30 protein-coding genes and 1 pseudogene are annotated in these 21,915 nt (G+C 60.6%); 5 read left to right on the top strand and 26 right to left on the bottom strand.

The features are described from left to right. Positions 1-4: 4 nt before the first annotated feature. The 9 genes from ACP2YP_RS28075 to ACP2YP_RS28115 all read right to left on the bottom strand — a co-directional run bounded on the left by ACP2YP_RS28075 (position 5) and on the right by ACP2YP_RS28115 (position 5,608). Positions 5-568, bottom strand: a complete 564-nt coding sequence (locus ACP2YP_RS28075) for a flavin reductase family protein (RefSeq protein WP_426419498.1) — start codon at positions 566-568, stop codon at positions 5-7. A 9-nt stretch (positions 569-577) separates the two neighbouring features. Further along, the gene (locus ACP2YP_RS28080; RefSeq protein WP_426419499.1) at positions 578-1,807 is read right to left on the bottom strand and encodes an acyl-CoA dehydrogenase family protein; all 1,230 of its coding nucleotides are present in this window, start codon (positions 1,805-1,807) and stop codon (positions 578-580) included. Positions 1,808-1,871: 64 nt separating this feature from the next. Next, positions 1,872-3,140: a CaiB/BaiF CoA transferase family protein gene (locus ACP2YP_RS28085; protein WP_426419500.1), complete on the bottom strand. Its 1,269-nt coding sequence runs from the start codon at positions 3,138-3,140 to the stop codon at positions 1,872-1,874. Between the two features lie 215 nt (positions 3,141-3,355). Continuing rightward, a complete protein-coding gene (locus ACP2YP_RS28090) occupies positions 3,356-3,784 on the bottom strand; it encodes a GNAT family N-acetyltransferase (protein WP_426419501.1) in 429 nt (142 codons plus the stop codon). Between the two features lie 64 nt (positions 3,785-3,848). Continuing rightward, positions 3,849-4,148, bottom strand: a complete 300-nt coding sequence (locus tag ACP2YP_RS28095; RefSeq protein WP_426419502.1) for a hypothetical protein — start codon at positions 4,146-4,148, stop codon at positions 3,849-3,851. Beyond that, positions 4,145-4,528, bottom strand: a complete 384-nt coding sequence (locus ACP2YP_RS28100; RefSeq protein ID WP_426419503.1) for a hypothetical protein — start codon at positions 4,526-4,528, stop codon at positions 4,145-4,147. The genes ACP2YP_RS28095 and ACP2YP_RS28100 overlap by 4 nt, the downstream gene beginning before the upstream one ends. Then, on the bottom strand, positions 4,519-4,770 hold the full coding sequence (locus ACP2YP_RS28105; RefSeq protein ID WP_426419504.1) for a hypothetical protein: 252 nt from the start codon (positions 4,768-4,770) through the stop codon (positions 4,519-4,521). Before ACP2YP_RS28105 ends, ACP2YP_RS28100 begins: the two co-directional genes overlap by 10 nt. Further along, entirely contained in the window at positions 4,770-4,919 is a 150-nt protein-coding gene (locus tag ACP2YP_RS28110) for a hypothetical protein (protein WP_426419505.1), read from the bottom strand. The genes ACP2YP_RS28105 and ACP2YP_RS28110 overlap by 1 nt, the downstream gene beginning before the upstream one ends. A gap of 2 nt (positions 4,920-4,921) precedes the next feature. Next, on the bottom strand, positions 4,922-5,608 hold the full coding sequence (locus ACP2YP_RS28115; protein WP_426419506.1) for a hypothetical protein: 687 nt from the start codon (positions 5,606-5,608) through the stop codon (positions 4,922-4,924). A 71-nt stretch (positions 5,609-5,679) separates the two neighbouring features. On the opposite strand from ACP2YP_RS28115, the gene ACP2YP_RS28120 reads away from it, so the two are divergent. Further along, positions 5,680-6,672, top strand: coding sequence for an acyltransferase family protein (locus tag ACP2YP_RS28120; RefSeq protein ID WP_426419507.1), 993 nt, complete (start codon positions 5,680-5,682; stop codon positions 6,670-6,672). Here ACP2YP_RS28120 and ACP2YP_RS28125 read toward each other — a convergent pair. From ACP2YP_RS28125 to ACP2YP_RS28175, 11 genes and pseudogenes are all read right to left on the bottom strand, one after another. Further along, positions 6,658-7,653 (bottom strand): phage tail protein, encoded by a 996-nt coding sequence (locus ACP2YP_RS28125; protein WP_426419508.1) that lies wholly within the window; start codon positions 7,651-7,653, stop codon positions 6,658-6,660. The two genes, ACP2YP_RS28120 and ACP2YP_RS28125, sit on opposite strands and share 15 nt — an antisense overlap. A 75-nt stretch (positions 7,654-7,728) precedes the next feature. Continuing rightward, on the bottom strand, positions 7,729-7,950 hold the full coding sequence (locus ACP2YP_RS28130; protein ID WP_426419509.1) for a hypothetical protein: 222 nt from the start codon (positions 7,948-7,950) through the stop codon (positions 7,729-7,731). Then, positions 7,916-8,404 carry a hypothetical protein gene (locus ACP2YP_RS28135; RefSeq protein WP_426419510.1) on the bottom strand — a complete coding sequence of 163 codons (489 nt, stop codon included), beginning with the start codon at positions 8,402-8,404 and terminating at the stop codon, positions 7,916-7,918. Before ACP2YP_RS28135 ends, ACP2YP_RS28130 begins: the two co-directional genes overlap by 35 nt. Next, the gene (locus ACP2YP_RS28140) at positions 8,401-8,667 is read right to left on the bottom strand and encodes a hypothetical protein (protein ID WP_426419511.1); all 267 of its coding nucleotides are present in this window, start codon (positions 8,665-8,667) and stop codon (positions 8,401-8,403) included. Before ACP2YP_RS28140 ends, ACP2YP_RS28135 begins: the two co-directional genes overlap by 4 nt. 71 nt (positions 8,668-8,738) lie before the next feature. After that, complete coding sequence (locus ACP2YP_RS28145; RefSeq protein ID WP_426419512.1) at positions 8,739-9,263, bottom strand: hypothetical protein; 525 nt, start codon at positions 9,261-9,263, stop codon at positions 8,739-8,741. 117 nt (positions 9,264-9,380) lie between these two features. Next, entirely contained in the window at positions 9,381-9,839 is a 459-nt protein-coding gene (locus tag ACP2YP_RS28150; RefSeq protein ID WP_426419513.1) for a hypothetical protein, read from the bottom strand. A 301-nt stretch (positions 9,840-10,140) separates the two neighbouring features. Next, a pseudogene (locus ACP2YP_RS28155) lies at positions 10,141-10,455 on the bottom strand (phage terminase large subunit); the annotation flags it as partial. A gap of 29 nt (positions 10,456-10,484) precedes the next feature. Next, entirely contained in the window at positions 10,485-10,811 is a 327-nt protein-coding gene (locus ACP2YP_RS28160; RefSeq protein WP_426419514.1) for a hypothetical protein, read from the bottom strand. Continuing rightward, entirely contained in the window at positions 10,808-11,293 is a 486-nt protein-coding gene (locus ACP2YP_RS28165; protein ID WP_426419515.1) for a hypothetical protein, read from the bottom strand. Before ACP2YP_RS28165 ends, ACP2YP_RS28160 begins: the two co-directional genes overlap by 4 nt. Positions 11,294-11,584: 291 nt before the next feature. After that, on the bottom strand, positions 11,585-12,154 hold the full coding sequence (locus ACP2YP_RS28170) for a hypothetical protein (RefSeq protein ID WP_426419516.1): 570 nt from the start codon (positions 12,152-12,154) through the stop codon (positions 11,585-11,587). Between the two features lie 554 nt (positions 12,155-12,708). After that, positions 12,709-12,900, bottom strand: a complete 192-nt coding sequence (locus tag ACP2YP_RS28175) for a hypothetical protein (protein WP_426419517.1) — start codon at positions 12,898-12,900, stop codon at positions 12,709-12,711. Between the two features lie 378 nt (positions 12,901-13,278). On the opposite strand from ACP2YP_RS28175, the gene ACP2YP_RS28180 reads away from it, so the two are divergent. Next, a complete protein-coding gene (locus ACP2YP_RS28180) occupies positions 13,279-14,550 on the top strand; it encodes a hypothetical protein (RefSeq protein ID WP_426419518.1) in 1,272 nt (423 codons plus the stop codon). Between the two features lie 363 nt (positions 14,551-14,913). On the opposite strand, the gene ACP2YP_RS28185 is transcribed toward ACP2YP_RS28180, so the two are convergent. Both ACP2YP_RS28185 and ACP2YP_RS28190 read right to left on the bottom strand, forming a co-directional pair. After that, positions 14,914-15,171, bottom strand: a complete 258-nt coding sequence (locus tag ACP2YP_RS28185; RefSeq protein WP_426419519.1) for a hypothetical protein — start codon at positions 15,169-15,171, stop codon at positions 14,914-14,916. Positions 15,172-15,559: 388 nt separating this feature from the next. Next, the gene (locus ACP2YP_RS28190; protein ID WP_426419520.1) at positions 15,560-15,820 is read right to left on the bottom strand and encodes a hypothetical protein; all 261 of its coding nucleotides are present in this window, start codon (positions 15,818-15,820) and stop codon (positions 15,560-15,562) included. Positions 15,821-16,064: 244 nt separating this feature from the next. Here ACP2YP_RS28190 and ACP2YP_RS28195 point away from each other — a divergent pair, with 244 nt between their 5' ends. Beyond that, positions 16,065-16,250 carry a hypothetical protein gene (locus ACP2YP_RS28195; RefSeq protein ID WP_426419521.1) on the top strand — a complete coding sequence of 62 codons (186 nt, stop codon included), beginning with the start codon at positions 16,065-16,067 and terminating at the stop codon, positions 16,248-16,250. A 50-nt stretch (positions 16,251-16,300) separates the two neighbouring features. On the opposite strand, the gene ACP2YP_RS28200 is transcribed toward ACP2YP_RS28195, so the two are convergent. After that, entirely contained in the window at positions 16,301-16,345 is a 45-nt protein-coding gene (locus ACP2YP_RS28200) for a hypothetical protein (protein ID WP_426426286.1), read from the bottom strand. 336 nt (positions 16,346-16,681) lie between these two features. Between ACP2YP_RS28200 and ACP2YP_RS28205 the strand changes: the two genes are divergently transcribed. Next, positions 16,682-17,929, top strand: coding sequence for an NRAMP family divalent metal transporter (locus tag ACP2YP_RS28205; protein WP_426426288.1), 1,248 nt, complete (start codon positions 16,682-16,684; stop codon positions 17,927-17,929). 391 nt (positions 17,930-18,320) lie between these two features. After that, positions 18,321-19,535, top strand: coding sequence for a mandelate racemase/muconate lactonizing enzyme family protein (locus tag ACP2YP_RS28210; RefSeq protein ID WP_426419522.1), 1,215 nt, complete (start codon positions 18,321-18,323; stop codon positions 19,533-19,535). A gap of 3 nt (positions 19,536-19,538) precedes the next feature. On the opposite strand, the gene ACP2YP_RS28215 is transcribed toward ACP2YP_RS28210, so the two are convergent. The 3 genes from ACP2YP_RS28215 to soxC all read right to left on the bottom strand — a co-directional run bounded on the left by ACP2YP_RS28215 (position 19,539) and on the right by soxC (position 21,756). After that, on the bottom strand, positions 19,539-19,823 hold the full coding sequence (locus ACP2YP_RS28215; RefSeq protein ID WP_426419523.1) for a hypothetical protein: 285 nt from the start codon (positions 19,821-19,823) through the stop codon (positions 19,539-19,541). A 114-nt stretch (positions 19,824-19,937) separates the two neighbouring features. After that, positions 19,938-20,498, bottom strand: coding sequence for a c-type cytochrome (locus ACP2YP_RS28220; RefSeq protein WP_426419524.1), 561 nt, complete (start codon positions 20,496-20,498; stop codon positions 19,938-19,940). Next, positions 20,485-21,756: a sulfite dehydrogenase gene (gene soxC / locus ACP2YP_RS28225; protein WP_426419525.1), complete on the bottom strand. Its 1,272-nt coding sequence runs from the start codon at positions 21,754-21,756 to the stop codon at positions 20,485-20,487. The genes ACP2YP_RS28220 and soxC overlap by 14 nt, the downstream gene beginning before the upstream one ends. Positions 21,757-21,915 lie beyond the last annotated feature (159 nt).

Consider the following 21,915-nt stretch of genomic DNA (forward strand, 5'->3'; position numbering starts at 1 on the left):
CGCCCTACGGCGACTTCTTGCGCTCGCCGTCAGTCAGAAACCGGCCATACGTCCCTCGCGCAAACAGTAGCGGCTCTCTTGCGTTGTAGGCATAGGCCTCGACCGCGCCGAGAAAGATCACGTGATCGCCGCCATAATAGCGATTGACAGATCGGCACTGAAAGTTGGCCACGCTCTCGGCAAGCACCGGCGCGTTGCCGAGGCCCGGCGTCCAGTCCACGCCAGCGAACTTGTCCTCGGACGACTTTGCAAATTTGTTTGCAAGCGCCTGCTGCGATGTGCCTAGCACGTGAACGGTGAAATGGCTGGCGTTCTGAAACACGGTCAGGCTCGACGAATAGACTCCGAGGCTCCAGAGGACCAGGGGAGGATTCAGCGAGACCGACGCAAACGAGTTGCACGTGATGCCAAACGGTTTACCGTCGGCGGCCGTAGCTGTGATGATCGTTACGCCCGTTCCATACGTGCCGAGCGCGTTGCGAAAATCGCGGGGATCAATCTGTGAGCTGTCGCTCGCAAGCTCGTTGGCTGGATCGGGAACGGCCGGCTGCTTTGGCAAATCATTCATCCGCCGGCCTCACAAGGTGAGATTCTCGGACGGCAGTCCAAGCGCCACACGTCCATAGTTGGTTCCGGCCGCATCGAAATTGAAGGCGAGGTGCGAATTGATCGCGTGCGCATCGCGGAACTGCCGCTGCAACACCCCCGTCGTGAACAGGCCGCGCGCCCCGCTCGCCGCGAACAGCATCGAGACGGCATCAGTGCACAGATTGACCGAGAACGCTCCATCGCGCCGATATCTGGTCTTGGTTGCCATGTCGGGCGTGCGGTTGCGTCGCGCATCCTGCATCGCCTCTAGACAGGCCGCGCGCATGATGAGGCGCGCAGCATCGATCTTGGCGGAAGCCTCCGCGATCTTGATTTGCGTGCTCTGGAAGTCGCTCAGCTTGGCGCGGTTGTATGTCGATATGCGGTGACGCGCGACCTCCGCATAATCGTCGAGGCAGGCCTGCGCATTCCCGAGCGCGACGCCGGAGAGAACATAAGGAAACAGCGAGAACACCGGCAGCGCGTACAGCGGATTGGGGTTCACACCACTTCCGGGCGTTGCGCCCCCTGCCAAATCACCGACAGCGACCGTCATATGCTCGGGCACCAAGGCGTCCCTGACTTCGACATCCGACGACCCGGTGCCGCGCAATCCTGCGACGTTCCAGGTATCCAGGATTCTGTAGTCGGCGTTGGGCAAAAGGAAGATGCGGTATTCGATACCGTCAGCCTCGTCGTCGGACGAGACGACGCTTGCCAGCATGTTCCACGCGCAGGAGCCGACACCCGACGAGAACGGCCAGCTTCCGTGCAGCCGGTATCCGCCCTCGACCTTCCGCGCGCGGCCGGCGGGAAAAATAAAGGATGACGCAATCAGCACGTCCGGATCTCGGCCCCAGACCAGATCCTGCGCGCGCTGCTCGAACATGCCGAGCATCCAGTGGTGGCTTGCCAGATTGGCCAGGTTCCAGGCCACCGACGCGTCGGCCCGCCCGAGCAACTCGGCGCAATCGATCAGGGCGACGTAGTCGAGTTCGGCGCCGCCGACGCGCTTCGGCTGGAGCATCCGGAACAGGCCGGCATCATGCAGGTCCCGCTCGGTCTCGGGCGGCAGGTGCCGCAGCTCCTCCGTGCGAGCCGCACGTTCCCGCAATTGCGGCAGCAGCGACCGGGCCCTGGCAATCATCGCCGCATAGGCTCGTTCGCCGGAGTCTGTCGCTACCGACTGACCCATACTCGGCTCTTGACCAGGCGCCATTCGTGTCCCTCGCTCTCAACTATTTATGCGGCGGGAACCTTGCCAAATCAAGCTGGTGCCGCGCTCAGTCCGATGTCGTGGCCTTTCGCAGCCCGAATGCCCCCTTTTCGGTCAAAGCCGCAATCCGATTCTGGTCGTAACCAAGCGTCTCGCGCATGACGTCTTCGGTATGCTCGCCCAGCATCGGTGCGGCCACAGGATCAATTGCCGCCGTCAGGCTCATGTTGATCGGCGGCTCGATGTTCGGCACCCACTGCGCCGTGCGATGCGGTATCCGGCTCAGGCGTGCGCGTTCCCGTGCTTCGGGCGCGTTGAATCCTTCCTCGACGGTCCGGAGATAGCCGACCGGAATATTGGCCAGCTTCATCTTCGCCATCCAGTTCTCGAGCGTGTCGCTTGCGAACACCTCGGCGATGGCGGCACGCAGGAGTTCCTTGTTTTCGGACCGCGCCTTGCGCGTCGCAAATTTGGCGTCGTTGATCAGATCCGGACGGTTCATCACCTCGACCACCAGCCGCCGATACAGCCGGTCATTGGCGCAGGCCATGTAAAGCGGACCGTCGGATGCCTCGTAGACGCCCACGGTCGGAGACCCGCTCGGCGAATTGCCGAACCGGCCGGGATTCTTGCCATTGATCAGATAGGCCATGCCGTAGAAGCCGGTCATTCCCATGGCGACGTCGAACAGGGCGACCTCGACATGCTGCCCGCGGCCGAGCCGGTCCCGCGCCAATAGCGCCAGCAGGATGGCATTGCAGGCCGACATCCCCGTCGCCATGTCGACGATCGGCGGGCCGGTCCGAACTGCCGGGCCATCAGCAAACCCGTTGAGCGACATGAAGCCGCTCTCGGCTTGCGTGATCGGATCGAAGCCGGGGCGCGAGGCGAATGGCCCGGTGCGTCCGTAAGCCGAGATCGAGCAATAGACCAGTCGCGGGTTGAGCGGCGCCACAGTCTCATAGTCCAGGCCGAACTTCTTCATCACCCCGCTGGAAAAATTCTCAACGACCACGTCCGCCCTGCGGATCAGATCCAGCGCGATCTCGCGCGCCTCCGGCACGGCGAGATCGAGCGCGATGCCGCTCTTGTTGCGGTTCAGGCTGAGATAGGCCGCGCTTTCCCCGCCGATCTCGGCATGCTCATAAGCGCGTGTATCGTCGCCACCATCGGGATTTTCGATCTTGATGACGCGCGCGCCGAAATCGGCAAGCGTCTGTGTGCAGGCGGGACCCGCGACCACGCGCGTGAAATCCACGACCAGAAGACCATCAAGTGCGGACGGTCCTCCCGCCGCCCGCAGCGGACGTTCCGGCAATTGAGGCTTGGTGGACATCCCTGGGGCTCCCTTACATCGGCTTATGCTCGCCGAATTTCCTGCAAGCGAACTTAAAGCCCGGGAGGGCCGACTTCGCAAGTGCTTCAGCAACAACGCTTCAATACGCAAAAAGGACCCGGCAGCGGTCTAGCTGCCGGGTCCAAGTGAACAAGGCTGCGCCTGCGTCGGCGCGCGCCATTTGAACCACCTTCCGCACCACGGGAAACCCCCGTTCAGCGAAGCGACCTCCGCCAATAGAGCGTATGCGACCAGGCCCAGGGCACCTCGGGTTCGAAAAGCCGATAGCCCGCCTTGATGAAGTTATTCGCAGAGAAGCAATTGTCCGTTGTGTCCGAAACGATACTGTCCCATCCGATGCGCCGCCCTCGTGCTTCAACGGCCCGCATCAGCCGGAGCTGGAGCCCCTTGCCCCAGTGCCGCTGCAGGACTCCGACCCTGGAGAAGTAACCGCTATTGCGTCCATAGGTGGACGGCACGACGCCTGCAAAGGCGATCGCATCATCGCCGTGATAAGCGAGCCACCACACTCCGAGCTCGAACTGCGGCATGGCCGCGGCATCGAAGAACGTCAGGCGATGCAGATCATCTAAGGTGTCGGCAACGTCATCATCGGATGCATCGACCATACGAATTCTGTACATGGCTTGCCCCACAACATCGCACCGACCTGATCCACCACGCGGCGACGTCACCGCCGCGAGAAGCTCACTTGCTCAGCACGACCTTCACGCCGAGCCAGACGGCCCCCATCAGGCCGGTCGCAATCACCGTAATTACAGCCTTGAAGGTGTAGCTCTGCGCCTGCTCCACGCTCTTACGCCACCGCCGCAGGTGTTGGAAATCCGCCCTCACCTCCTTCCGGTCATCATCTTCGATGCCAAAGGAAGCCAGCACCGATGCCAGCGCCTTCAACACGATCGCATCGATGCTGTCCTGCTGGAGCCTGTGCTGTTCGGCGAGCGTCTCGGCCACGATCGCCCTGATTTCGTCATCTGGCATCTTCACCGCCTGATGATCCTTGCAACATTCTCAAAGCCACGCTTGGCAAAGTAGAAGGAGACGACGAGATTGGCGGTGATCGCCGCGAACCCCGCCAGGGGATCTGTTGATCCGAGGCCGAGAACCTTGTCCCAGACAAGGAGTTTTGCGAAATAGATCGTGACGCAATATCCAATTAACTTATCCGGCTCGTGCCAATAGCCGAGCTCCGCCGTTCGATATTGCATGACGGCTTTGGTTTCGGCCGTCTGCGCCGCTATCTCGCTCGCGGCGAGATCCGCCGCGATCTTGCTGTCGACGTTCTCGGCCTTCAGCTTCGTGCTGTAAGCGTCGATCAGCGCCCTCACGACAGGACCGCCAAGGAACGAGATGATCGTCATCCACATGAGTTTGTTCTCCTCAGCGTTCGCAGCCGGGCGATGATTGTCACGACGGAGATCGCAAGCAGGATGCGTCCCGTGACCTTGACGTCGCCGATCGCTGCGCTGATCTGATCCCTGATGCCGGGATCGCCCAGGGCGTCGGCAAGGTCATCGACGATCATGGCCAATGCACCGGCGAGCGCGATGCAGTAGCTCCAGGCGATCGTCACGGAGTGCAGGCAGGCCGCCTTGATCCGGACAAGCATCACAGCATGGCCCGCAGCAAAGCGAGCTTGGTCTCGAGCGATTTGACCTGGGCCTCGGTTCCGGTCACGAACCTGAGCATCGTGTCCTTGCAAGTCCAGCAGGCGCCGAAGCCGGCGGCGAAAACGATGACGTCAAAAATGGTCTGCATGTTCATTTCCTTCTAAAGATGGCTTGGATCAAATTGACGACGAACGCGCCGATCGAGCCCTTGGACGGGTTCGTCAGTGAAGGCGTGGCCGGAACGCCGCTCGCAGAACTCTTTGCGATCCTTGTCCCTGCAAAGCTGATGTCCGGATCGAGCTCCGTCAGCGCTATCAGCAGCGCCGCACATCCCAGCTGCGGATCGACCTTGCCGGGATCGTAGAGGCCGTCGCGCACGTATTTTCCGGCCCGGTACTGGTTGGTCCCCGACCAGAGATAGGGCGAAGGCACAGCGCGAGCTGCGTAGCCAATGCCGTTGTAGGCTTCGAGCGCAGTCAACGCTCCGGCGATGGTCCAATCCTTGTGGCGCGCCAGAAACGGCGGACACTTGACCAGCGCGTCGATTGCGGCCGCCTCCCAGGAGTCAAAAGGACCTCGACCAGCCGGGACGTGAACCGAGACACGATTCCAGGGATCGCCCTGGGCCGGGGAGGCATTCCATTGCTGGGACGATTCCCGTTCGTGGATGACGGCGATAGCGGGCCAAGGAACGCCCGTCTGTCGCTCGACCGCCTGATAGCGCTGCTTCGCCTTGTAAAGGCGCAACGCAGCATTCCCAGCCTCTGCTTTCCGGGTCGGCTTGGCATTCGCCCAGCGCTTCGCATTCGCCGCAGAGAGGGCGTTGAGGTCTACCATGGGTTGACTCAGGTTAGAGGTGAGGCGATACGGTAAGATACAAATCAGCAATATTTGGAAAACGCGCAGCTATGCCAAAGCGCGATACAGATCGCCAAGCCGAGTTTCTTCCCCGCCTTGAATCGCTTCGGGGCCTAGCCGCGGTTTCCGTCGTTGCCTATCATTCATACGGCTTGCGGAACGACACTGTCGTCACCGGTATGGCTCCGGTTGTGCTGTTCTTTGTGCTCAGCGGCTTTGTCTTGGCGCGATCACTCGACCGAAATCCTAATCCGAGCAGATTCTTCATCAATCGACTATTTCGCCTCCTGCCCGCCGCCGCCTCAACAGTTTTGCTGCTCACGTTTCTTCATTGGCGATTCGGCTTTGTCGTGGGATTCGAAGCCTCTTTTGATGCGCTAAACGTCCTCATGAACGCACTTATGATCCGCAGCGACATAAACGGCGCAATGTGGTCAATGACCGTTGAATGTGCAGCATCTCCCCTAATCCTTGCATCCTTTCTGGCGTACCAACGATTCGGCGCCAGGCCTCTCGTTTCAATTTGCGTGATCCTAACCGCTTGTTCATCTTGGGGACCCTATGTTCATCTATTAGGTGGGTTCACTAATTTGGCACCTCTTTACGCCTTCGTGGTCGGAGTTCTTGTCTATTGCGCACTGCGCGCAGAACGAATCTCGCTGATCGGATACGCAGCGTTAGCTGTTACCATTCTCATTATTTGCGGCCTTCGCAAGCAAACAGCGATTACGATATTGGGCGAAACACTAGGCTCAGCTGCATTGATCTATTTGATTGCAAATAACCCCAAAGATCGTCTCTTCGCTATTTTGGATACTCCGCCCGCTCGCTTCATTGGACGAATTTCGTATAGTTTCTACTTGCTACATCCGATAGGCCTGTCGCTGGCCGCAAGATCCTCAGACAACTGGATGTTTATCTTTGGTCTCGCCGTCATCTTTACGCTACCGATGGCATGGACCTTCTATGTTGCCATCGAACAAAGCTTCATGAAACTTGGAAGGTTGACTACAACGGCTGCGCCAGCCTCAAATTATGCGTAGAAGCTTATTAGCGATGATTGTGGGTTGAGTATTGTTGTGGGGATTGCCACTGCCGGCAGAGGCGTTTGTAATCGTGATCCCCGCAGTCGCAGAGCCCGTATTTCCCGCCCCGCCGCCCCAAGTGGTCTGGGCACCTGAGTTAGTGCCTCCAAAGGCATTTTGAGTGCTGGCTTGGCCGCCGCCGTGCTGATGTCCGAGATCGGTCAGGCTATTCGCGTGTGCATGCGATGCAAGTTGAGCCGTCGTAAGAGTGTGACTTTCGGAGCCACCTACCGCGCCAAGATTGGTCGCCGAACCTCCGAAATAGGTTGATGTAAGCCGCGAAGCCGCAGACCCGCCCATATCATCTTTGCCTGCGATAACGCGACCCCGGCAGTCCGGAATATTAAAGGTCGTTGAGCCGTCCCCGACACCATATGTTGTCCCAAATAGCGAGAATAGCGTCGAGTACCCAGTTCGGGAGACAGCCTGACCATACGTCAGCACAAACGAGCTGTTCGGTGCCGTCGCGCCAAAGAAATCGATGCAAGCGCCGATCGGGACGTTGTAGGGATTGTTGAAGAAACCGGCCAGATAGAAGGCCCCATCGCCGTTATTGTAGAGCGCCGCATACGGCGTCCCCTGGACAATTGTACCGGCCGGCAATTCAACCCCTGGCGCGGACCGAAGCGGCTTGGCACCAAGACCATCGACGTTGATCGTGACCGTTGCGCCATTTGTCGTATGGGGCGTGAAGGCGATGATCTGGCCGTTCAGTTGCGGGAGCGACTGAAACACCTGGTACGAGTTCACGACGTAGGCGGTACTGGTCCCGCTTGTCACGATCGCGCCGGCGATATCATCGCGGTGCTTCGCAATTGCCGCCATCATCGCCCGCGCGGAATCGTTGACGCTGGAGGGGGGTTGCCCCTCGGCCCAGTTGATCGTCGAGTCCGCCGTTGCGTCGGCAGAGGCCGTTTGGGACCACTTATACAGAGTCATCTTGCTTCCTTGATTTATAGGCGCGCATCATCGTCGCCGCTATGGTTGCGGAGGGCATCACCTGCCCTGCGACTGTCAGTCCGGATTCTTCGCCTCGCTGCCACACAGCTCGAGATATTGCGCACAGCGGCAGGCCGGCGCGCGGGCCGTGAGCAGGTTGCGGATCACGCCGGGTGGCACTCCGGGGCTCTGGCTTGCGATCTTCGCCACCCGTTCGTCGATGATGCCATCGATCTCGGCGCGCAGGTCCTCGATCCGCTCTTCAAGTCTCATCGCGCGCTGCTGCTTCGTCGCCATGTCTCGTTCCGTCCTTCAATTGGGTTTCAAGCGCCGCCGACTTGCGGCTGGCGGCTGCCGCTTCGTTCTGCGCTCGCCGAAGCGCACGTTCGCGCTGAGTCTCGTGAGCTGCGAGATAGGCCTGGATGTCATAAGGCAGCGAGCCGAACCGTTGCTTGAACTGTCTCGGCCAGGATCGCGGCGGAGCGACCGCCGCAACTGCGCTCATCGCGTTTGCGGCGGGGCTGCCAAGCGTGGGATCGGCAAGACCCAGCGACGCGTGCATCCGCGATATCTCCTGCACGGCTGGCCAGAGGCGATCCGCGCCAAGGGATGCACAATCGCCCACGAAGCGCGCCACTGACGAAGGCGTCGCCGGACAAGGAGCCACGTTGTTCAGCTCGCACCATCTCACGAACATCGGCGCGTCGCGCCGCCGCGCCTGCGCGAGCGCGTTCAGCAACGGATGGGTCATCGCTTCGCGTTGCGCAGCGCCTCGTGGAGAGTACCCATACGCCGGCGCAGATCGACGAGCTGAACGCGCCGCCGCAAGCTATGGGGGCTCGAATCGATCTCGCCGCCCAGCTCGGCATCGAACCGCTCGAGCGCGGCGACGCGCTTCGTCAAGCCGTAGAGCGCAAAGTTCTCCGCGATCCGATCCGGTGACATCGGCTCGCCGTAGAGATTTCCAGTGATGGAGGCGGCGCGTTCGATGAAATTTCTGTCGTCCTCGCTCATGGAGCGTTCTCCTATGCTAGATTCACTTTGCTCGGCCGGTCGGTACGGCGAGAAGACCGACGGAAGCTTCCCTAAAACGGGAAGAATATTGGTGGCGCGATGCGCCGCTCCGGCGTAGTCGTCCCGCTGCCCGCGGCGCCTCCAGCGGTCGACGAAACCGGCCATTCTTGCCGCGGCCGCGGAAGAGCCTTCATCGGCGGAGCAAATGGATTTGGATCAACGTACAGCTCGTTCTTGTCCCGGGTTGTGGGCGACGGCGTCGGCGGCAGCTCGATTGAATCGGATGGCCCTGCCCCCTTGATTCGGTCGCGGAAGTCTTCTGCATGCCGACCAAGATGTCTGATCACATCTCCAAGGATATCAGCCGGATCGTTGACACGTCCTCGCAAGCTCGAAATCGATCCGATCAAGCCGTCAAGATCTTCGGCCCGCGCCTGCCAATCCTTCTGGACTCCATCCGGATAGTAGGACTGATCTCCTTCCAGGAGATCGGCCAACTGCTTGCGAACGATATCGTACACACGTGGGCGATCCGCCTCCGCGATCGTCGTCTCGGGATTCAGGGGAGGCAGGTATTGTCGCTCGATGGTGGCCATCATGAGCTCCTGTGGAAGCATGCCGACCCGGCCCCGCGATCAAGACAAGGATCGCGGGAGGATACGGCTGACGAATAAGACAGCGAAGGTGGATTAGCGGCGTTCTCGAACGCCGAACTATCTCAAACTTGAAAATTGGAGATACAGAAGCCCCAAATGGATATTTTGGACGACTTCGTTTCTCTTGCGAGCGTGCCCATCGTAGATGCGCAGCCAAAGCGTTGGCTGAGTAAGGTCGCCTTCGGCGCGCCGCTCCCCGCCCGAAAAATAGCAACAACCGATACTGCGGCTACGACCGCCGTCGGCAAAGACGACCACCTTATGGCGCCCCGAACGTTGTACGTTCAACGATATCGTCAGATCCGACTTCGTCAGCTCTATCGTGCAAGGCCTGTCATACTGGCATTCGTTCGTGGTTCCCACTTCGTTGAGCGGGTTCGTTGCACCCGTGGCGACACCCTCCTCCGTCTCACCGTCGAAGGCATAGGAAACGGCGTAGTCACCGGCAAATGCATCGACCGATCGGAGAAGGCCTGTCGCGACAATCATGACGGGCAAAATACGTCTCAACAGCATGGGCATCCTTTCCTGTATGCACACCGTCTCTTCAGAGCCAGAAAAAAACCCTCATTGCCTTTCATTCGGCGAAGAGCTGCTCGCGCAGACTCCCTCACCGCCGGCCGGCTGTCTTCGCCTGGTAGAGCGCGACCGCGTCCTTGAGATCGCCTGAGCTGGAGAGCCGGGCGCTCAACGCACGCAGATCATGCTGATCGCGCTCACCCCGGCTGGCCGCCATGCCCGGCCTTTGCACCGGCGGTATCGGCTTTGACGTGACGGCATCCCTCGCTTTCATCATCAGCCGGTATTTGCCGGCATCGTCCAGGAGTCCGCGGAAGATGATCAGCCCGTCGCCGGGCGTCTCGATTTTGTCGCTATAGAGCTTGAAACCGTGGCCGAGCCCGAGGCTTGCGATCTTGCCTTCGATCAGCCGCTTCGACGATTGCGCCAGCGTCCGCTGCGCCTCACGGATGCACACCGCGAGCGTGCCGCGCTCGGCCTGGCAAGTCTCGACCAGGAGCTCACCGAAGAAATGCGATTTGCCCGAGCCGCGTCCACCGTAAACGCCCTTGTAGCGCGCAGGCTTCAGCAACGGCGCAAAAATCTTAGCCGTTGGAATTTTCAGGGTCGACATGGAAGCGCGCCTCTTCTCGAGCGATAGCGCTAGGCATCCTCGCCCTTAGTACGTTCCGGATGCACGATGATGCGTTCGATCCGGTGGATCAATTCCAGCACGTCGTCCTCGCCGTTCTCGAGCGGTTGCGTCGCCTTGCCCCAGCCGCGATCGAGGATCGCGTTGGCGGCCGAGACACGCACCGCCGGCGTCACATCGTCGCTGCGCATGACGCCGACGAGGACACGGATAGCCGTCCTGGTGTGGCTGCGCGCCAGCGATCGGATCTCGGTTAGCGTTCGTGCTTTCGACGCCTTCCTGGCGACGGGCCGGTAGACTTGCGCGACCCCAGGCTCGTCTTCAAGACCATCGCTCATGCAAAAATCTCCCACACGACAATCGCGACCAGGCCCGCAAGCGCGAGCGATATCAGATAGACGGTCATCTTCTCTCCAACGAAAACAACAATGCGGCAGATCGCGAGACGACGCGCGATCGTTTCGGCGCGAACCTTATCCCCGTCTCCGGAGACCGCGGCGGCACAAGCAAAGGCTCGCGCCGCGGGCCGGCACGTTCGCGCGTGCTCGGCCAATAAAGTGGTTCGGACGGCGGCGCGCTTGTCGGCGCTCCATGAACGCGTTTCAACGAGGGCGAGGCCGCGATGCGCGGGACGCCGTCCGATTCCTGCAATCGAAACGAAAAAGCCCGCAGCGGATGCTTCCCGCGCGGGCCTGACAAACTCGTTTCGATGATGCCATTCTGCCGGTGTTTTGCCCGACGTGTCAAAGCCTATGTCGAAATGAAAAAGCCCGCTCCGGATTGCGCCGTGCGGGCTGAACCAAAATTTCGATGATGCCATTCTGCCAGTGTTTTGCCCGACGGGTCAACTTCTTTGTGAGGATAAACCGAAGCGATGTTAATATTGAGGACGCTTCAGCAACTCCGGCAATCGGGAGATTGCTCTCGCGATCCGCCTTGCCTCATCGCGCGACAGGTATTGGTGCGCGTACTGATAGCCCCACGAGTGCAGGTCATCTCGATGATGAACGCGGCAGATCATAAAGCCGCTCGCATCCTTGACCTCAAAACACTCCTTCTCTTCTTCCATTACCCATGGCGCTGGAAACCGCCTGAGATTGTCGATGTCCTTTCACGGGTGTGCGTGACCCCGTCTCTGCTCAAAGCCGTGGGGCACAAGACGTCGTTTGGCAACACGAGACCGTGCCACTGCCCGTGAACGACGGCGAATGAAAGGGCTACGCACGAGAATGGGCTCGTTGTCGCCCAGCGCGCTCCGCTCTCGAACAAGGCCACTCAGGACCACACGCATCTTTATGATCTCTTCGGCCACGAAGGTGCAGTCCTCGTCCCGCCCGATCTGCTCGTGCATGATGGCTTCAGCGACGCGCATCTTCACCTGCAATTCATCGCTGAAGGCGATGGACTGGCCGATGTCGCAGAGCACGGCGATCTTGGCGTCTGTCAGCATGGAGCTTCCTGACGGGACAAGATCCGGGGCCGCAGACTGTTCCTCCGGGCGCGAGGCCGAGTGTCCGACATCGAAAAGCTCGCGGCGGATTGCCTCCACGCGGGCTCGACCTGACTTTTTCGATTTTCCGATGATGGCATTCTGCCAGTGTTTTGCCCGACGTGCAAACGAATGAATTCGCCAAGTTTCCGGCGTCAGCATCAGGACTGGTGTCGGACTGAAAGCGGTCACTGCCCGATCGCGCCTAGTGGGCCACAACCAGACCCAGGCCGTCTAATCAAGGTCTCGCGAGGTTTGCCGCGGCGTCGCGGGCAGCGCTATATGTCAGTGCTGACTGATCCGCAGGGCTGGAAGGTTTGGAGCGAGCGTCCGCGCAAGCACCCTTCATGTTTCTGGGCATAAGCAAGCACGCCCATGATAATCAAAGCCACTACGACAAATGCGGCTATGAGGTTCTGCACCATGGCTGCCACTCCACGGGGTTAGCGCGCCACGAAGTAGGCGACCGCGCGACCAAAGAAAAGCCACTCCTGAATAAGAGCACGACAGGTTGGCTCCGGCTAGAGCAAACTTCCGCTAGGATCACAAGCCGATGCCTGACCAAGTGCCATTGGACATCCGCTATTGGCCACCAAGCGACGTCAAGCGAATGCCGGCTCCAAAGAAAAGCCCGCGGAGGCGGATTGCCTCCGCGCGGGCGCGACCTAATTTTTCCGATTTCCGATGACGCCATTGTGCCGGTGTTTTGCCCGACACGTGTCAACCTAATTTCGGTTAAACCGAGATCACGCCTCGTCCAACCCCACACCGCGATCCATCACGACCGCTTCCTCCTTCGCGGTGAGCTTGAAGATGTTGCCATCCCTCTCGACGTAGCCGTCCGCAATGAGCTCGAACACCTCGCCGTGCCTGTCATCGCTGAAGGCGATGGACTGGCCGATGTCGCAAAGCAAGGCGATCTGAGCGTCTGTCAGCATGGAAGCCTCCTGACGGTACAAGATCCGAGGCCGCGGACTGTTCCTCTGGGCGCGAGGCCGGGTGTCCAACATCAAAAAGCCCGCGGCGGATTGCTCCGCGCGGGCCAGACCCGACTCTTTCGATTTTCCGATGATGGCATTCTGCCAGTGTTTTGCCCGACGTGTCAAACGAACGATGCGGACGGTCTTTGACCTCTGATTAAGCCCATAAGAAGATGCGCGCAAATTCCTTGAATTTCGTGTAAAGAGTCGAGCGGGAACCTAAGTAGATGGGGAGATCATGTCGGTCGTTCTTTGGGGCCTGCTTGCACCAGTGATTGTCTTAGGCCTTGACTTTATAGTGCTCAAAAACGTCATTCCCGCACGTGATGACAACTGATGCGCGCCGGGCTATTTTGGGCGACCTGCGTTTCAATTTGCATATCTCTTGCATGCGTCGGAGAGACATTCGGGAATGTCCTCCTCATCCTGCCGCGATTTGATGCCGCGCAGGTGGGGCCTGCATTGGTCGCCCCCGTCGTCTTCGCAGCTATTTGCTTTTGGATATTGCAGCGCAGCGAATTCTCTTTTGGATACGTCGTTGCTTTCTATTTTTTTTGGATCGTATTCGGGTTTCTCTGCCTCGCGCCGTTCTCGCGACTTCAGTATGACCACCCGTTGGCCATCGCATCAGCGTTCATTTCTGGGCTGATGATCGTCTTCTTGGCATCGAATGGCACACGAGAATTGCCTCGATTTGAGATCCCCGTTGCAGTAGCCAAACGGTTGCCGGATGTTTTTTTGCTCATTTCCGCTGGCGCGGTAATTGCTGCTGCATGCTACAATTTTCGTCTCATAGCGGTAACGGATATCTACAGGTTCCGGACCGACTTGGAGTTTCCTGCTCCGATTAGATACGCGAACGGGATCGTTCTATCCGCTCTTCTGCCCCTTGCCTTCGCCTCCTATGTGGAGTTGAAGCGCCCCGTCATGGCGTGCGCCGCTCTAGCCCTCATGCTTGCGCTGTACCCCATCACTCTTACGAAATTTGCATTGCTGGCCCCGTTCTGGCTCGCGTTTCTTTTTGGCTTGAGCCGGCTTTTTGAGGCAAGGTGCGCCGTTATTGTCTCCATCCTTTTCCCTGTTACGTTGGGTCTGGTCGCGCTGGTTGTCGAATCCTCTGCGCACAGGTCAGTCTATCAAGTATTTGGACTGATCAATTTTCGACTGGCCGCGATTCCATCGATTTCGCTTGACGTTTACAATGCGTTCTTCGCCAATCATGCGCCGACCCATTTTTGCCAGGTTGGCTTTATCAGGGCTATAGTTGGGTGCGCCTATGACCCCCAGCTCGGCGTCGAAATCGCGCAGGCTTACCCGCTCGGAAACTTCAACGCCTCCATGCTCTCGACGGAAGGAGTTGCTTCAGTCGGCGTGAAGTGGGCGCCCGTGTCAGCTCTGATCTGCGGCACCATTATCGCAGTTGCGAGTTCAATGGCAGCGCGATTGCCGCCCCGCTTCGTCCTTCTCTCGTCTGCCATGGCAGTCCAGCAGTTCATCAATATTCCGCTGACGACGGCTCTTCTCTCCCACGGGGCCGGCTTACTTTTTCTGATTTGGTATCTGACGCCAAAACGAGCGCTGATTCCAGCTACGCCGGGGGAGGCATAGGCTCCGAATATACGAAAGTGAAAGCCCGCTTCGGCGGGGCTTTCATGCTAAGCGGCCTTGAACTGGTGCCAATCGTCTTTCGTAGCGAATATCGCTGCCCCTAGCGCATTGCTGAACGTTCGGAGCTCATCAAAAAACCCGCGGCGGATGGCCTCCGCGCGGGCTCGACCTGACTTTTTCGATTTTCCGATGATGGCATTCTGCCAGTGTTTTGCCCGACGTGTCAAAGCGCAAAAAACGGCCCCGGCACGGACGGGGCTTGGGCGCCGGAGCCGCCATTCCAGGCCGGTCAATCGGCGGACAGGCCGACCACCTGACCAAACCACCTTCAGAACCGGAAGTTCCCAACCGAGCTGCCAGCCGCTACGCAGCGCGCGACAACTCCGCCGCGCGCTGTTCACGTCCCTGCAGCAAGGCGATCGAGGTCAGCAGATTGTCTCTGCGCGCGCGCAACGCGAGGGCCAGCATCGAATAGGTGGCACTGCCGGGATCGGCATTCCCGGCAGTGCGCTCCTCCTCGGCAATGTCGCTCTCGAGCATCTGGACGCGCCAGTGCAGATCGGAGATCAGGGCGTGGAGCTGCAAGGACGCGGCCGCTTCGAAACGGGACGTTGACTGCATGTGATCGCCTCAATCTGAAACGGCCGGATGGGCCGGGCCGGGGACTAGGACGTCATGCAGCAAAACCGATGCCAGCTCTTCAAGCGACCAGGGCAAGTGCCTGGGCGCCTCACTCCTCCGCCAGCTTCCGCTCGATATGGACCCGGCATGGGTTCTTAATCTCAGCCTTGCTGCGATTTCGGCTTAGGTCTCCTGACGGGCTGGGTATGGGTCCCGAACAACGCCAGCAGCAACGCGACTTCTTCCTTCGAGCCGACCTGGATCATGGTGATCTCCTTTTCGCTCCGTTGGTCGGGCCCAACGGCGACGGCGTTCAGGATGATCTGGTTTCAGGACTGTTTCAAAACGGTTTCGGTGCAGGCTGCATCGCGCGACACCAACGCGCGCTTCAGACGTTCGGCTGCCACCCGATGATCGCACCGACGAGGCAGAGCAGCGCGCCGAAGGCCGTGCCGCCCATCTGCATCCAGTACCGGATCGGCATGGTGTCCCGGCAAAACTCCTGCCGCGACCACCGCGACCAGTCCAGCCAGTCGTCGCTGACGAACAGGATCTTTCGATCGACATAGCCATACCAGGCCTTGCGGACGCAGTAGACGCACACCGCGAGCGCAACGAGGCGATAGAGGAGATCGAGCGCGGGGTTCATGACAACATCCGTTCACCAGCGCTGCGACGACCAGGCCGAATTGCCCAGCAGGGTCGCGGCAGCCATGGCTAAAGCTCTGCCTGTCTTGGTGTCGCAAGCGGGGTCGCAGGTTCAATCGCGGCCGCGATCGGCGCAGCTGCTTTCCCCGACGGGTCAAACTTTAATCAAAAGCAACGAAGCGGATTCGACGAAATGAAATTTGTCCGCGCCATGCTGGCACACACGTCTTGAGGAGACATGCGCGATGTACTACGTCGCCGCCGCATTGCTGGGACTGTCAGGACTGTTCTATTCCGCGAGCCATCACGAGCTCGGCCAGTTCGGCTCGAACGTGTGCAGCTATGGCGGCACGTTCTGCGACAATCCGGTGGTCGTCTTCACCGGCGCGGCGCTCGCCGCCGCCTGGGGCATGTTCGTCAGCATCAAGTAGCCCGCCCCCCGATGACGGCGAGCGGAATCATCTGACGGAAAAGGGCCGGCTTAAACCGCCAGCTCCTTGCGGACGGCGGCGGCCGAATTGCCCACCTTGTCGACAGCCTGTTGCAGCGACAGGAGAACGCCATCGCGCCTCCGCCGTTCCGGCAATGGCTCATGAAGCTCCCTGCAATCTCAACGTGCTTTTTCGCAAGGGTAGTGCGCAGCGCCGTAAGCGGGGTCACGGCCTTGTCTTGAAGCGGAGCTAGACCGCCGCCGGCGAAAGACCGTGGGCACGGCATGTCGCTGGCCGGCCGAGGAACTTTGCGGCTATGATCGCGCTTGAGCCTTGAATTCGTCATTTCCGGAAGGTCAGCCCTGTCGAACCGATCGCAACACCGCCGCCCCAGGCATGGCCGCTCCGACGCGCCGGCCAAGTCCGCTCCGATGTGGCTGCGGCGGCTCGGTCCCGGCCTCATCACCGGCGCGGCCGACGACGATCCGTCGGGTATCGCGACCTATTCGCAGGCCGGCGCGCAATTCGGTTACGGGCTGCTCTGGACGGTCTTCCTGACCACGCCGTTCATGATCGCGATCCAGCTCGTCAGCGCGCGGATCGGCCGGGTCACCGGCAAAGGGCTGGCCGCCAACGTCCTGCAGCTCGCGCCGCGCTGGATCGTGATGGGACTCGTGGGGCTGCTCGTTGCCGCCAACACCTTCAACATCGCCGCCGACATCGCGGCGATGGCGGAGGCGCTCTCGCTGGTCATCGGCGGGCTCAATCACGAGCACGCGCTGATCTTCGCGGCGGGCTCGACCCTGCTCCAGGTGTTCGTGCCCTATCGACGCTATTCGCCGGTGCTGAAATTCCTGACGTTATCGCTGTTCGCCTATGTCGCCACCGCCTTCACCGTGAAGATCCCGTGGGGCACGGCGCTGCTTGCCACGGTGTGGCCGAAGGCGACCGTCAACGCCGATTATTTCATGATGGTGGTCGCAGTCCTCGGCACCACCATCAGCCCCTATCTGTTCTTCTGGCAGGCCTCGCAAGAGGTCGAGGAGATGAACCAGGGCAAGCGCGACAAGCCGCTGCGCGACCTGCCGAGCGGCGGTGATCCCGAGATCGCGCGCATCAAGGCCGACACCACCGTCGGCATGCTGCTGTCGAACGGCATCGCCTTCTTCATCATCCTGACCACCGCCGCGGTGCTGAACGCCAACGGCGTCACCGACATCAGTTCGGCGACGCAGGCGGCCGAGGCGCTGCGGCCGCTCGCCGGCGACTTCACCTTCGTGCTGTTCGCGCTCGGCATCATCGGCACGGGCCTCCTGGCGATCCCGGTGCTGGCCGGGTCGGCGGCTTATGGCGTTGCGGAAATTTTCGGCTGGCGTGCCACGCTGGAGGCAAAGCCGGAGAAGGCGGTCGGCTTCTACACCATCATCGCAGCCGCGACCGTGATCGGCTTCGGGCTTGGTTTCACCGGCATCAGTGCGATCCACATGCTGGTGTGGAGCGCCGTGCTCAACGGCATCGTCGCCGTCCCGATCATGGCGATGATGATGTTGATCGTCTCGAACGGGACAATCATGGGGCGCTTCAAGGCGCGGTCGTGGCTCGTCACGGTAGGCTGGCTCGGCACCGCGCTGATGGCGCTTGCCGTCCTCGCCTTGCTCGGCTCCTCCGCGATGGGTTAGAGCGGCGACAGCGCTGCCGAAATTTGCGAGGCGATGACGAAGGCCGCGAACACGGCCGGCACGCTGATGAACCGCAAGAACTGGTCGACTGAAAGCATTGCTCTCTCCCCAAAGACAAAGCGCCCTGGCGCGTGCGCGCTACTCCACCTCTTGCGCGACGCGCTGATCGGCTGTCAGAAACCGATCGGAAACGGCGGCCCCACTCATCGTGAGGAGCGCCAAAACCGAGATCATGGCTAAAAACTGCATTCCCGCCTTGATCGGTTCGACGCCCGGCCAAGCGCTTGCAGGCTTCACGGCAGTCGGTGGTTAGTTTAACAATTGCGGCTTGGGCCGGGCTTGTGACCGCGCCATAAGAAAAACAACGCCCGGCCGGGCGATAGGGAGCGACATGACAAAATCATCAAAAGCAACAAGTCTCGATATCCTCGCCTGCGACGCCGGCTGGAGAAACTATCATTTCGTCAAGGTGACGACGGAAGACGGCATCGTCGGCTGGAGCGAGTTCGACGAAGGCTTCGGCTCGCCGGGCGTCGGTGCCGCGATCCTGCGCCTCTCCGCGCGCGTGATCGGCCAGAATGTCTTCCAGCATGAGCGCATCTTCGCCGAACTGTTTGCGGCCACCCGCCCTGCGGCCGGCGGTGTCGTGGCGCAAGCACTCGGCGCGATCGAAAATGCGCTGCTCGATGCCAAAGCGAAATGCCTGGGCGTCCCTTGCTACGAGCTTCTCGGCGGCAAGGTCCGCGACCGTGTCAGGGTCTACTGGTCGCATTGCGCGACCTGGCGGATCAATCATCCGTCCTGGTACAAGCCGCCGATCGAAAACCTCGACGGCGTCAAGGCGATGGGCCGAGAGGTGCGCGAGAAGAAATTCACCGCGCTCAAGACCAACATCTTTTCCTATGACGACGGCAAACCGACCGGCTGGCGGCCCGGCTTCGGCTCGCCCTTTGCGCCCGAGATCAATGTCGACCGCAAGATCCTGCGCGACCTGCGCACGCATCTAGAAGCGATCCGCGACGGCGCGGGTCCCGACGTCGACATCCTGCTCGACTGCAACTTCAACGCCAAGACCGAAGGCTATTTGAAGATCCTGCGCACGATCGCAGATCTCGACATGTTCTGGATCGAGATCGACAGCTTCAATCCGCAAGCGCTCGGCTATATCCGCAGGCAGAGTCCGCATCCGATCTCGTCCTGCGAGACGCTCTTGGGCCTGCGCGAATTCCTGCCCTATTTCAACGAGCAAGCGATGGACGTGGCGATCATCGACACACCCTGGAATGGCGTGTGGCAGTCAATCAAGATCGCTTCAGCCGCGGAAGCGTTCGAGGTCAACGTCGCGCCGCATAATTTCTACGGCCATCTCTGCTCGATGATGAACGCGCATTTCTGCGCGGCGGTGCCGAACCTGCGCATCATGGAGATCGACATCGACCGCTTGGCGTGGGACCGCGAACTTTTCACGCATGAGCCGGAGATCCAGAACGGCCATCTGATCATTCCGGACCGTCCGGGCTGGGGCACCCAGCCCAACGAAGAGGCCCTTCGCGCCCATCCGCCAAAGACCACAGGCGGGCTCCTCAGCTACGGCCGCAAGAACTGACGCTTACGGCGTCACCGGATTGACGGTCGGGGACGTCTTGGGCCCCGGCCGCTCCGGTTCGACCGGCGATTTCGGTTCGGTCGGAAGCACCTTCGCGCCTGCCGCGTGAGCAGCTTCGCCCGTGGTCGCATACATCGCCACATGAGCCGGCTGGGTCTTGGCGCGGTTCCACGGCCCGTGATCAACGATCAACATCGCAGCAATCGTCACGCCGGCCACAATCAACGCGATCACGCCGGGATGGCGAAGCGCTGAGGACATGGAATTTGCGAAGCGGCCAGTTGTCATCGAGCGACCCATAGTTTTTCCTCACGCAGGTTAATTCAAATGCGGCCCGCGAGTTCCGCACCTGACTGAGGCAAGTTCCGAGCCAATGCCTGGAACTTGACCATTTCGCTTCATTCACTTTACGTCAGGTCGAGCATCACCGACGAACTTGTCGCGGTTCGGCATTTTGATCGCTGCGAGCGATTTGGCATCGAGCGTCGCATCCGCTCCTACCAGCCCATTCAGGTTCAAGACATAGGCGGACACCGCGTAGACATCTTCATCACTCAATGACTGCGGCGCGTTCTGCGGCATGGCGCGACGGATATAGTCGAACAACGTTGGCGCATAAGGCCAGAAGCTTCCGACTGTGCGGATCGGCTTGGCAGTCCCGATGGTGCCCTGCCCGCCGACGAGGCGATCGCCCAGACCGCCCTCGCCATTGTCGCCATGACACGACGCACATTGCTGAGCGAACACCTCGCGTCCATGCCTAACTGAACCGCTTCCCTTCGGCAGATTGCTACCATCGCGCCCGACATCGATATTCCAGCCCGCGATCTCAGCAGCTGTGGCCGGTCGCCCGATGCCATAACGACTTTGCGCCTGCGCGGAAGGACTCTGCGCCCGCGCGGTGCTCGCTGAAGCGCAGAGCAAGATTGCGAGAACGCCGCCGCATATCTCACGCCAGCGCATTGGTCACCTCCCCGTCGGCGGCGATGCGCCAGGGCCAAATCGCGTTGTTGTGGTAGAAATAATTCTCACCGCGTACCGCAAGCAGCTCGGCGAGCGTCGGCTGCACATACCCTGTTTCGTCGATTGCGCGGCTCTGGATCACCGCGGGCTTGCCGTCCCATTGCCAGGGCAGGCGGAAGCGCGTGAGGGCACGCGTCAGCACCGGCTCCTGCAATTGCGCGTCCTGCCAGCTGTTACCATCGTCGACGGACACCTCGACCCGCTTGATCTTGCCGTGGCCGCTCCAGGCGATGCCGGTGATTTCGTGGAAGCCGGGTGCGCCCAGATGCTGGCCGCCCGAGGGACGCGTGATGATCGATTTCGCTTCCATGTAAAAGGAGAACTCACGTGCCGTGCCGTCCGGCAGGAGGTCGGTGTATTTCGAGGTCTCCTCGCGCGAGTATGCAGCATCCGCCGTTACGTGCAGGCGCCGCAGCCACTTCACGTTCATATTGCCTTCGAAACCCGGCAGGAGCAGCCGCAACGGATAACCCTGCTGCGGACGAAGCCGCTCGCCGTTCTGGCTATAGACGATCATGGCATCCTCGAGGCATTTCTCGATGGGGATGCTTCGAGTCAGCGCGGCAGCGTCGGCGCCTTCAGCGATGATCCATTTGGCTTCCGGCTTCAGCCCGGCCTCCTGAAGCACCAGCTTCAGGTTGACGCCGGTCCATTCGGCGCAACTCAGCAGGCCAACGAGGTCCGAGGCCGTCTTGCCATAGGGCTTGGTGTAACCGGGATTACCGGAGCATTCGAGAAAGTGGATGCGCGACTCCGACGGAAAGCGCCGCAAATCGTCCATGGTGAAGATCAGAGGCCGTTCGACGAGGCCGTGAAGCATCAGCCGGTGCTGCGCCGGGTCGATGGTCGGAACGCCGCCGTGATGCCGCTCGTAGAACAGGCCATTCGGCGTGATGATGCCATCGAGCTCCTGCAATGGCGTCCGGCCGGACGCGGAGATGTACTGTTTGAGGTTCTTCGAGATATTCTTGACGACGCCCTTCTCGAACGGCGACGGCGCGCCATAGGGCTGGCTTCCCATCGGATCGCCCGGCGCTTTCATCCAATCGGGGACATTGGGCGGAAGATTTTCGGTCTCCGCGGCGTCCGATCCACTGGCGCCGAGAACAAGGCTACCTGCCACGGCGCTGCTCCCTTGCAGGAAGCGGCGCCGTGTGGACCTCGTGGGTTTGTCGCGGGTGTCGATCGTGCTGCTCATAGCGGACCCTCGGATAAAGCTCGGCCCGCATGAAACCTTCCGCGAAGCGCATTTGCAATTCGCGTGCATTTCAAAAGCAGGCAATTTAGATCAGGACTGACCTAAATCCGCCGGCCGCGACAGCAGTTCCATTCTTCGCAATGCACAAACGGCTCGCGT

This window comes from Bradyrhizobium genosp. A (assembly GCF_049949275.1).
Classification (GTDB): Bacteria; Pseudomonadota; Alphaproteobacteria; order Rhizobiales; family Xanthobacteraceae; genus Bradyrhizobium.

Excerpts from the sequence above, each read along its gene's own strand:
- ACP2YP_RS28210 (WP_426419522.1), top strand. The coding sequence starts at position 18,321 with ATGACAAAATCATCAAAAGCAACAAGTCTCGATATCCTCGCCTGCGAC.
- ACP2YP_RS28150 (WP_426419513.1), bottom strand. The coding sequence starts at position 9,839 with ATGCTGTTGAGACGTATTTTGCCCGTCATGATTGTCGCGACAGGCCTT.
- ACP2YP_RS28180 (WP_426419518.1), top strand. The coding sequence starts at position 13,279 with ATGCGCGCCGGGCTATTTTGGGCGACCTGCGTTTCAATTTGCATATCT.
- soxC (WP_426419525.1), bottom strand. The coding sequence starts at position 21,756 with ATGAGCAGCACGATCGACACCCGCGACAAACCCACGAGGTCCACACGG.
- ACP2YP_RS28140 (WP_426419511.1), bottom strand. The coding sequence starts at position 8,667 with ATGAGCGAGGACGACAGAAATTTCATCGAACGCGCCGCCTCCATCACT.
- ACP2YP_RS28110 (WP_426419505.1), bottom strand. The coding sequence starts at position 4,919 with ATGCAGACCATTTTTGACGTCATCGTTTTCGCCGCCGGCTTCGGCGCC.
- ACP2YP_RS28075 (WP_426419498.1), bottom strand. The coding sequence starts at position 568 with ATGAATGATTTGCCAAAGCAGCCGGCCGTTCCCGATCCAGCCAACGAG.
- ACP2YP_RS28215 (WP_426419523.1), bottom strand. The coding sequence starts at position 19,823 with ATGACAACTGGCCGCTTCGCAAATTCCATGTCCTCAGCGCTTCGCCAT.
- ACP2YP_RS28220 (WP_426419524.1), bottom strand. The coding sequence starts at position 20,498 with ATGCGCTGGCGTGAGATATGCGGCGGCGTTCTCGCAATCTTGCTCTGC.
- ACP2YP_RS28085 (WP_426419500.1), bottom strand. The coding sequence starts at position 3,140 with ATGTCCACCAAGCCTCAATTGCCGGAACGTCCGCTGCGGGCGGCGGGA.
- ACP2YP_RS28090 (WP_426419501.1), bottom strand. The coding sequence starts at position 3,784 with ATGTACAGAATTCGTATGGTCGATGCATCCGATGATGACGTTGCCGAC.
- ACP2YP_RS28130 (WP_426419509.1), bottom strand. The coding sequence starts at position 7,950 with ATGGCGACGAAGCAGCAGCGCGCGATGAGACTTGAAGAGCGGATCGAG.
- ACP2YP_RS28175 (WP_426419517.1), bottom strand. The coding sequence starts at position 12,900 with ATGCTGACAGACGCTCAGATCGCCTTGCTTTGCGACATCGGCCAGTCC.
- ACP2YP_RS28160 (WP_426419514.1), bottom strand. The coding sequence starts at position 10,811 with ATGAGCGATGGTCTTGAAGACGAGCCTGGGGTCGCGCAAGTCTACCGG.
- ACP2YP_RS28195 (WP_426419521.1), top strand. The coding sequence starts at position 16,065 with ATGTACTACGTCGCCGCCGCATTGCTGGGACTGTCAGGACTGTTCTAT.
- ACP2YP_RS28135 (WP_426419510.1), bottom strand. The coding sequence starts at position 8,404 with ATGACCCATCCGTTGCTGAACGCGCTCGCGCAGGCGCGGCGGCGCGAC.
- ACP2YP_RS28190 (WP_426419520.1), bottom strand. The coding sequence starts at position 15,820 with ATGAACCCCGCGCTCGATCTCCTCTATCGCCTCGTTGCGCTCGCGGTG.
- ACP2YP_RS28145 (WP_426419512.1), bottom strand. The coding sequence starts at position 9,263 with ATGGCCACCATCGAGCGACAATACCTGCCTCCCCTGAATCCCGAGACG.
- ACP2YP_RS28165 (WP_426419515.1), bottom strand. The coding sequence starts at position 11,293 with ATGGCATCATCGAAATTTTGGTTCAGCCCGCACGGCGCAATCCGGAGC.
- ACP2YP_RS28100 (WP_426419503.1), bottom strand. The coding sequence starts at position 4,528 with ATGTGGATGACGATCATCTCGTTCCTTGGCGGTCCTGTCGTGAGGGCG.
- ACP2YP_RS28080 (WP_426419499.1), bottom strand. The coding sequence starts at position 1,807 with ATGGCGCCTGGTCAAGAGCCGAGTATGGGTCAGTCGGTAGCGACAGAC.
- ACP2YP_RS28115 (WP_426419506.1), bottom strand. The coding sequence starts at position 5,608 with ATGGTAGACCTCAACGCCCTCTCTGCGGCGAATGCGAAGCGCTGGGCG.
- ACP2YP_RS28105 (WP_426419504.1), bottom strand. The coding sequence starts at position 4,770 with ATGCTTGTCCGGATCAAGGCGGCCTGCCTGCACTCCGTGACGATCGCC.
- ACP2YP_RS28125 (WP_426419508.1), bottom strand. The coding sequence starts at position 7,653 with ATGACTCTGTATAAGTGGTCCCAAACGGCCTCTGCCGACGCAACGGCG.
- ACP2YP_RS28120 (WP_426419507.1), top strand. The coding sequence starts at position 5,680 with ATGCCAAAGCGCGATACAGATCGCCAAGCCGAGTTTCTTCCCCGCCTT.
- ACP2YP_RS28185 (WP_426419519.1), bottom strand. The coding sequence starts at position 15,171 with ATGCAGTCAACGTCCCGTTTCGAAGCGGCCGCGTCCTTGCAGCTCCAC.
- ACP2YP_RS28205 (WP_426426288.1), top strand. The coding sequence starts at position 16,682 with ATGTGGCTGCGGCGGCTCGGTCCCGGCCTCATCACCGGCGCGGCCGAC.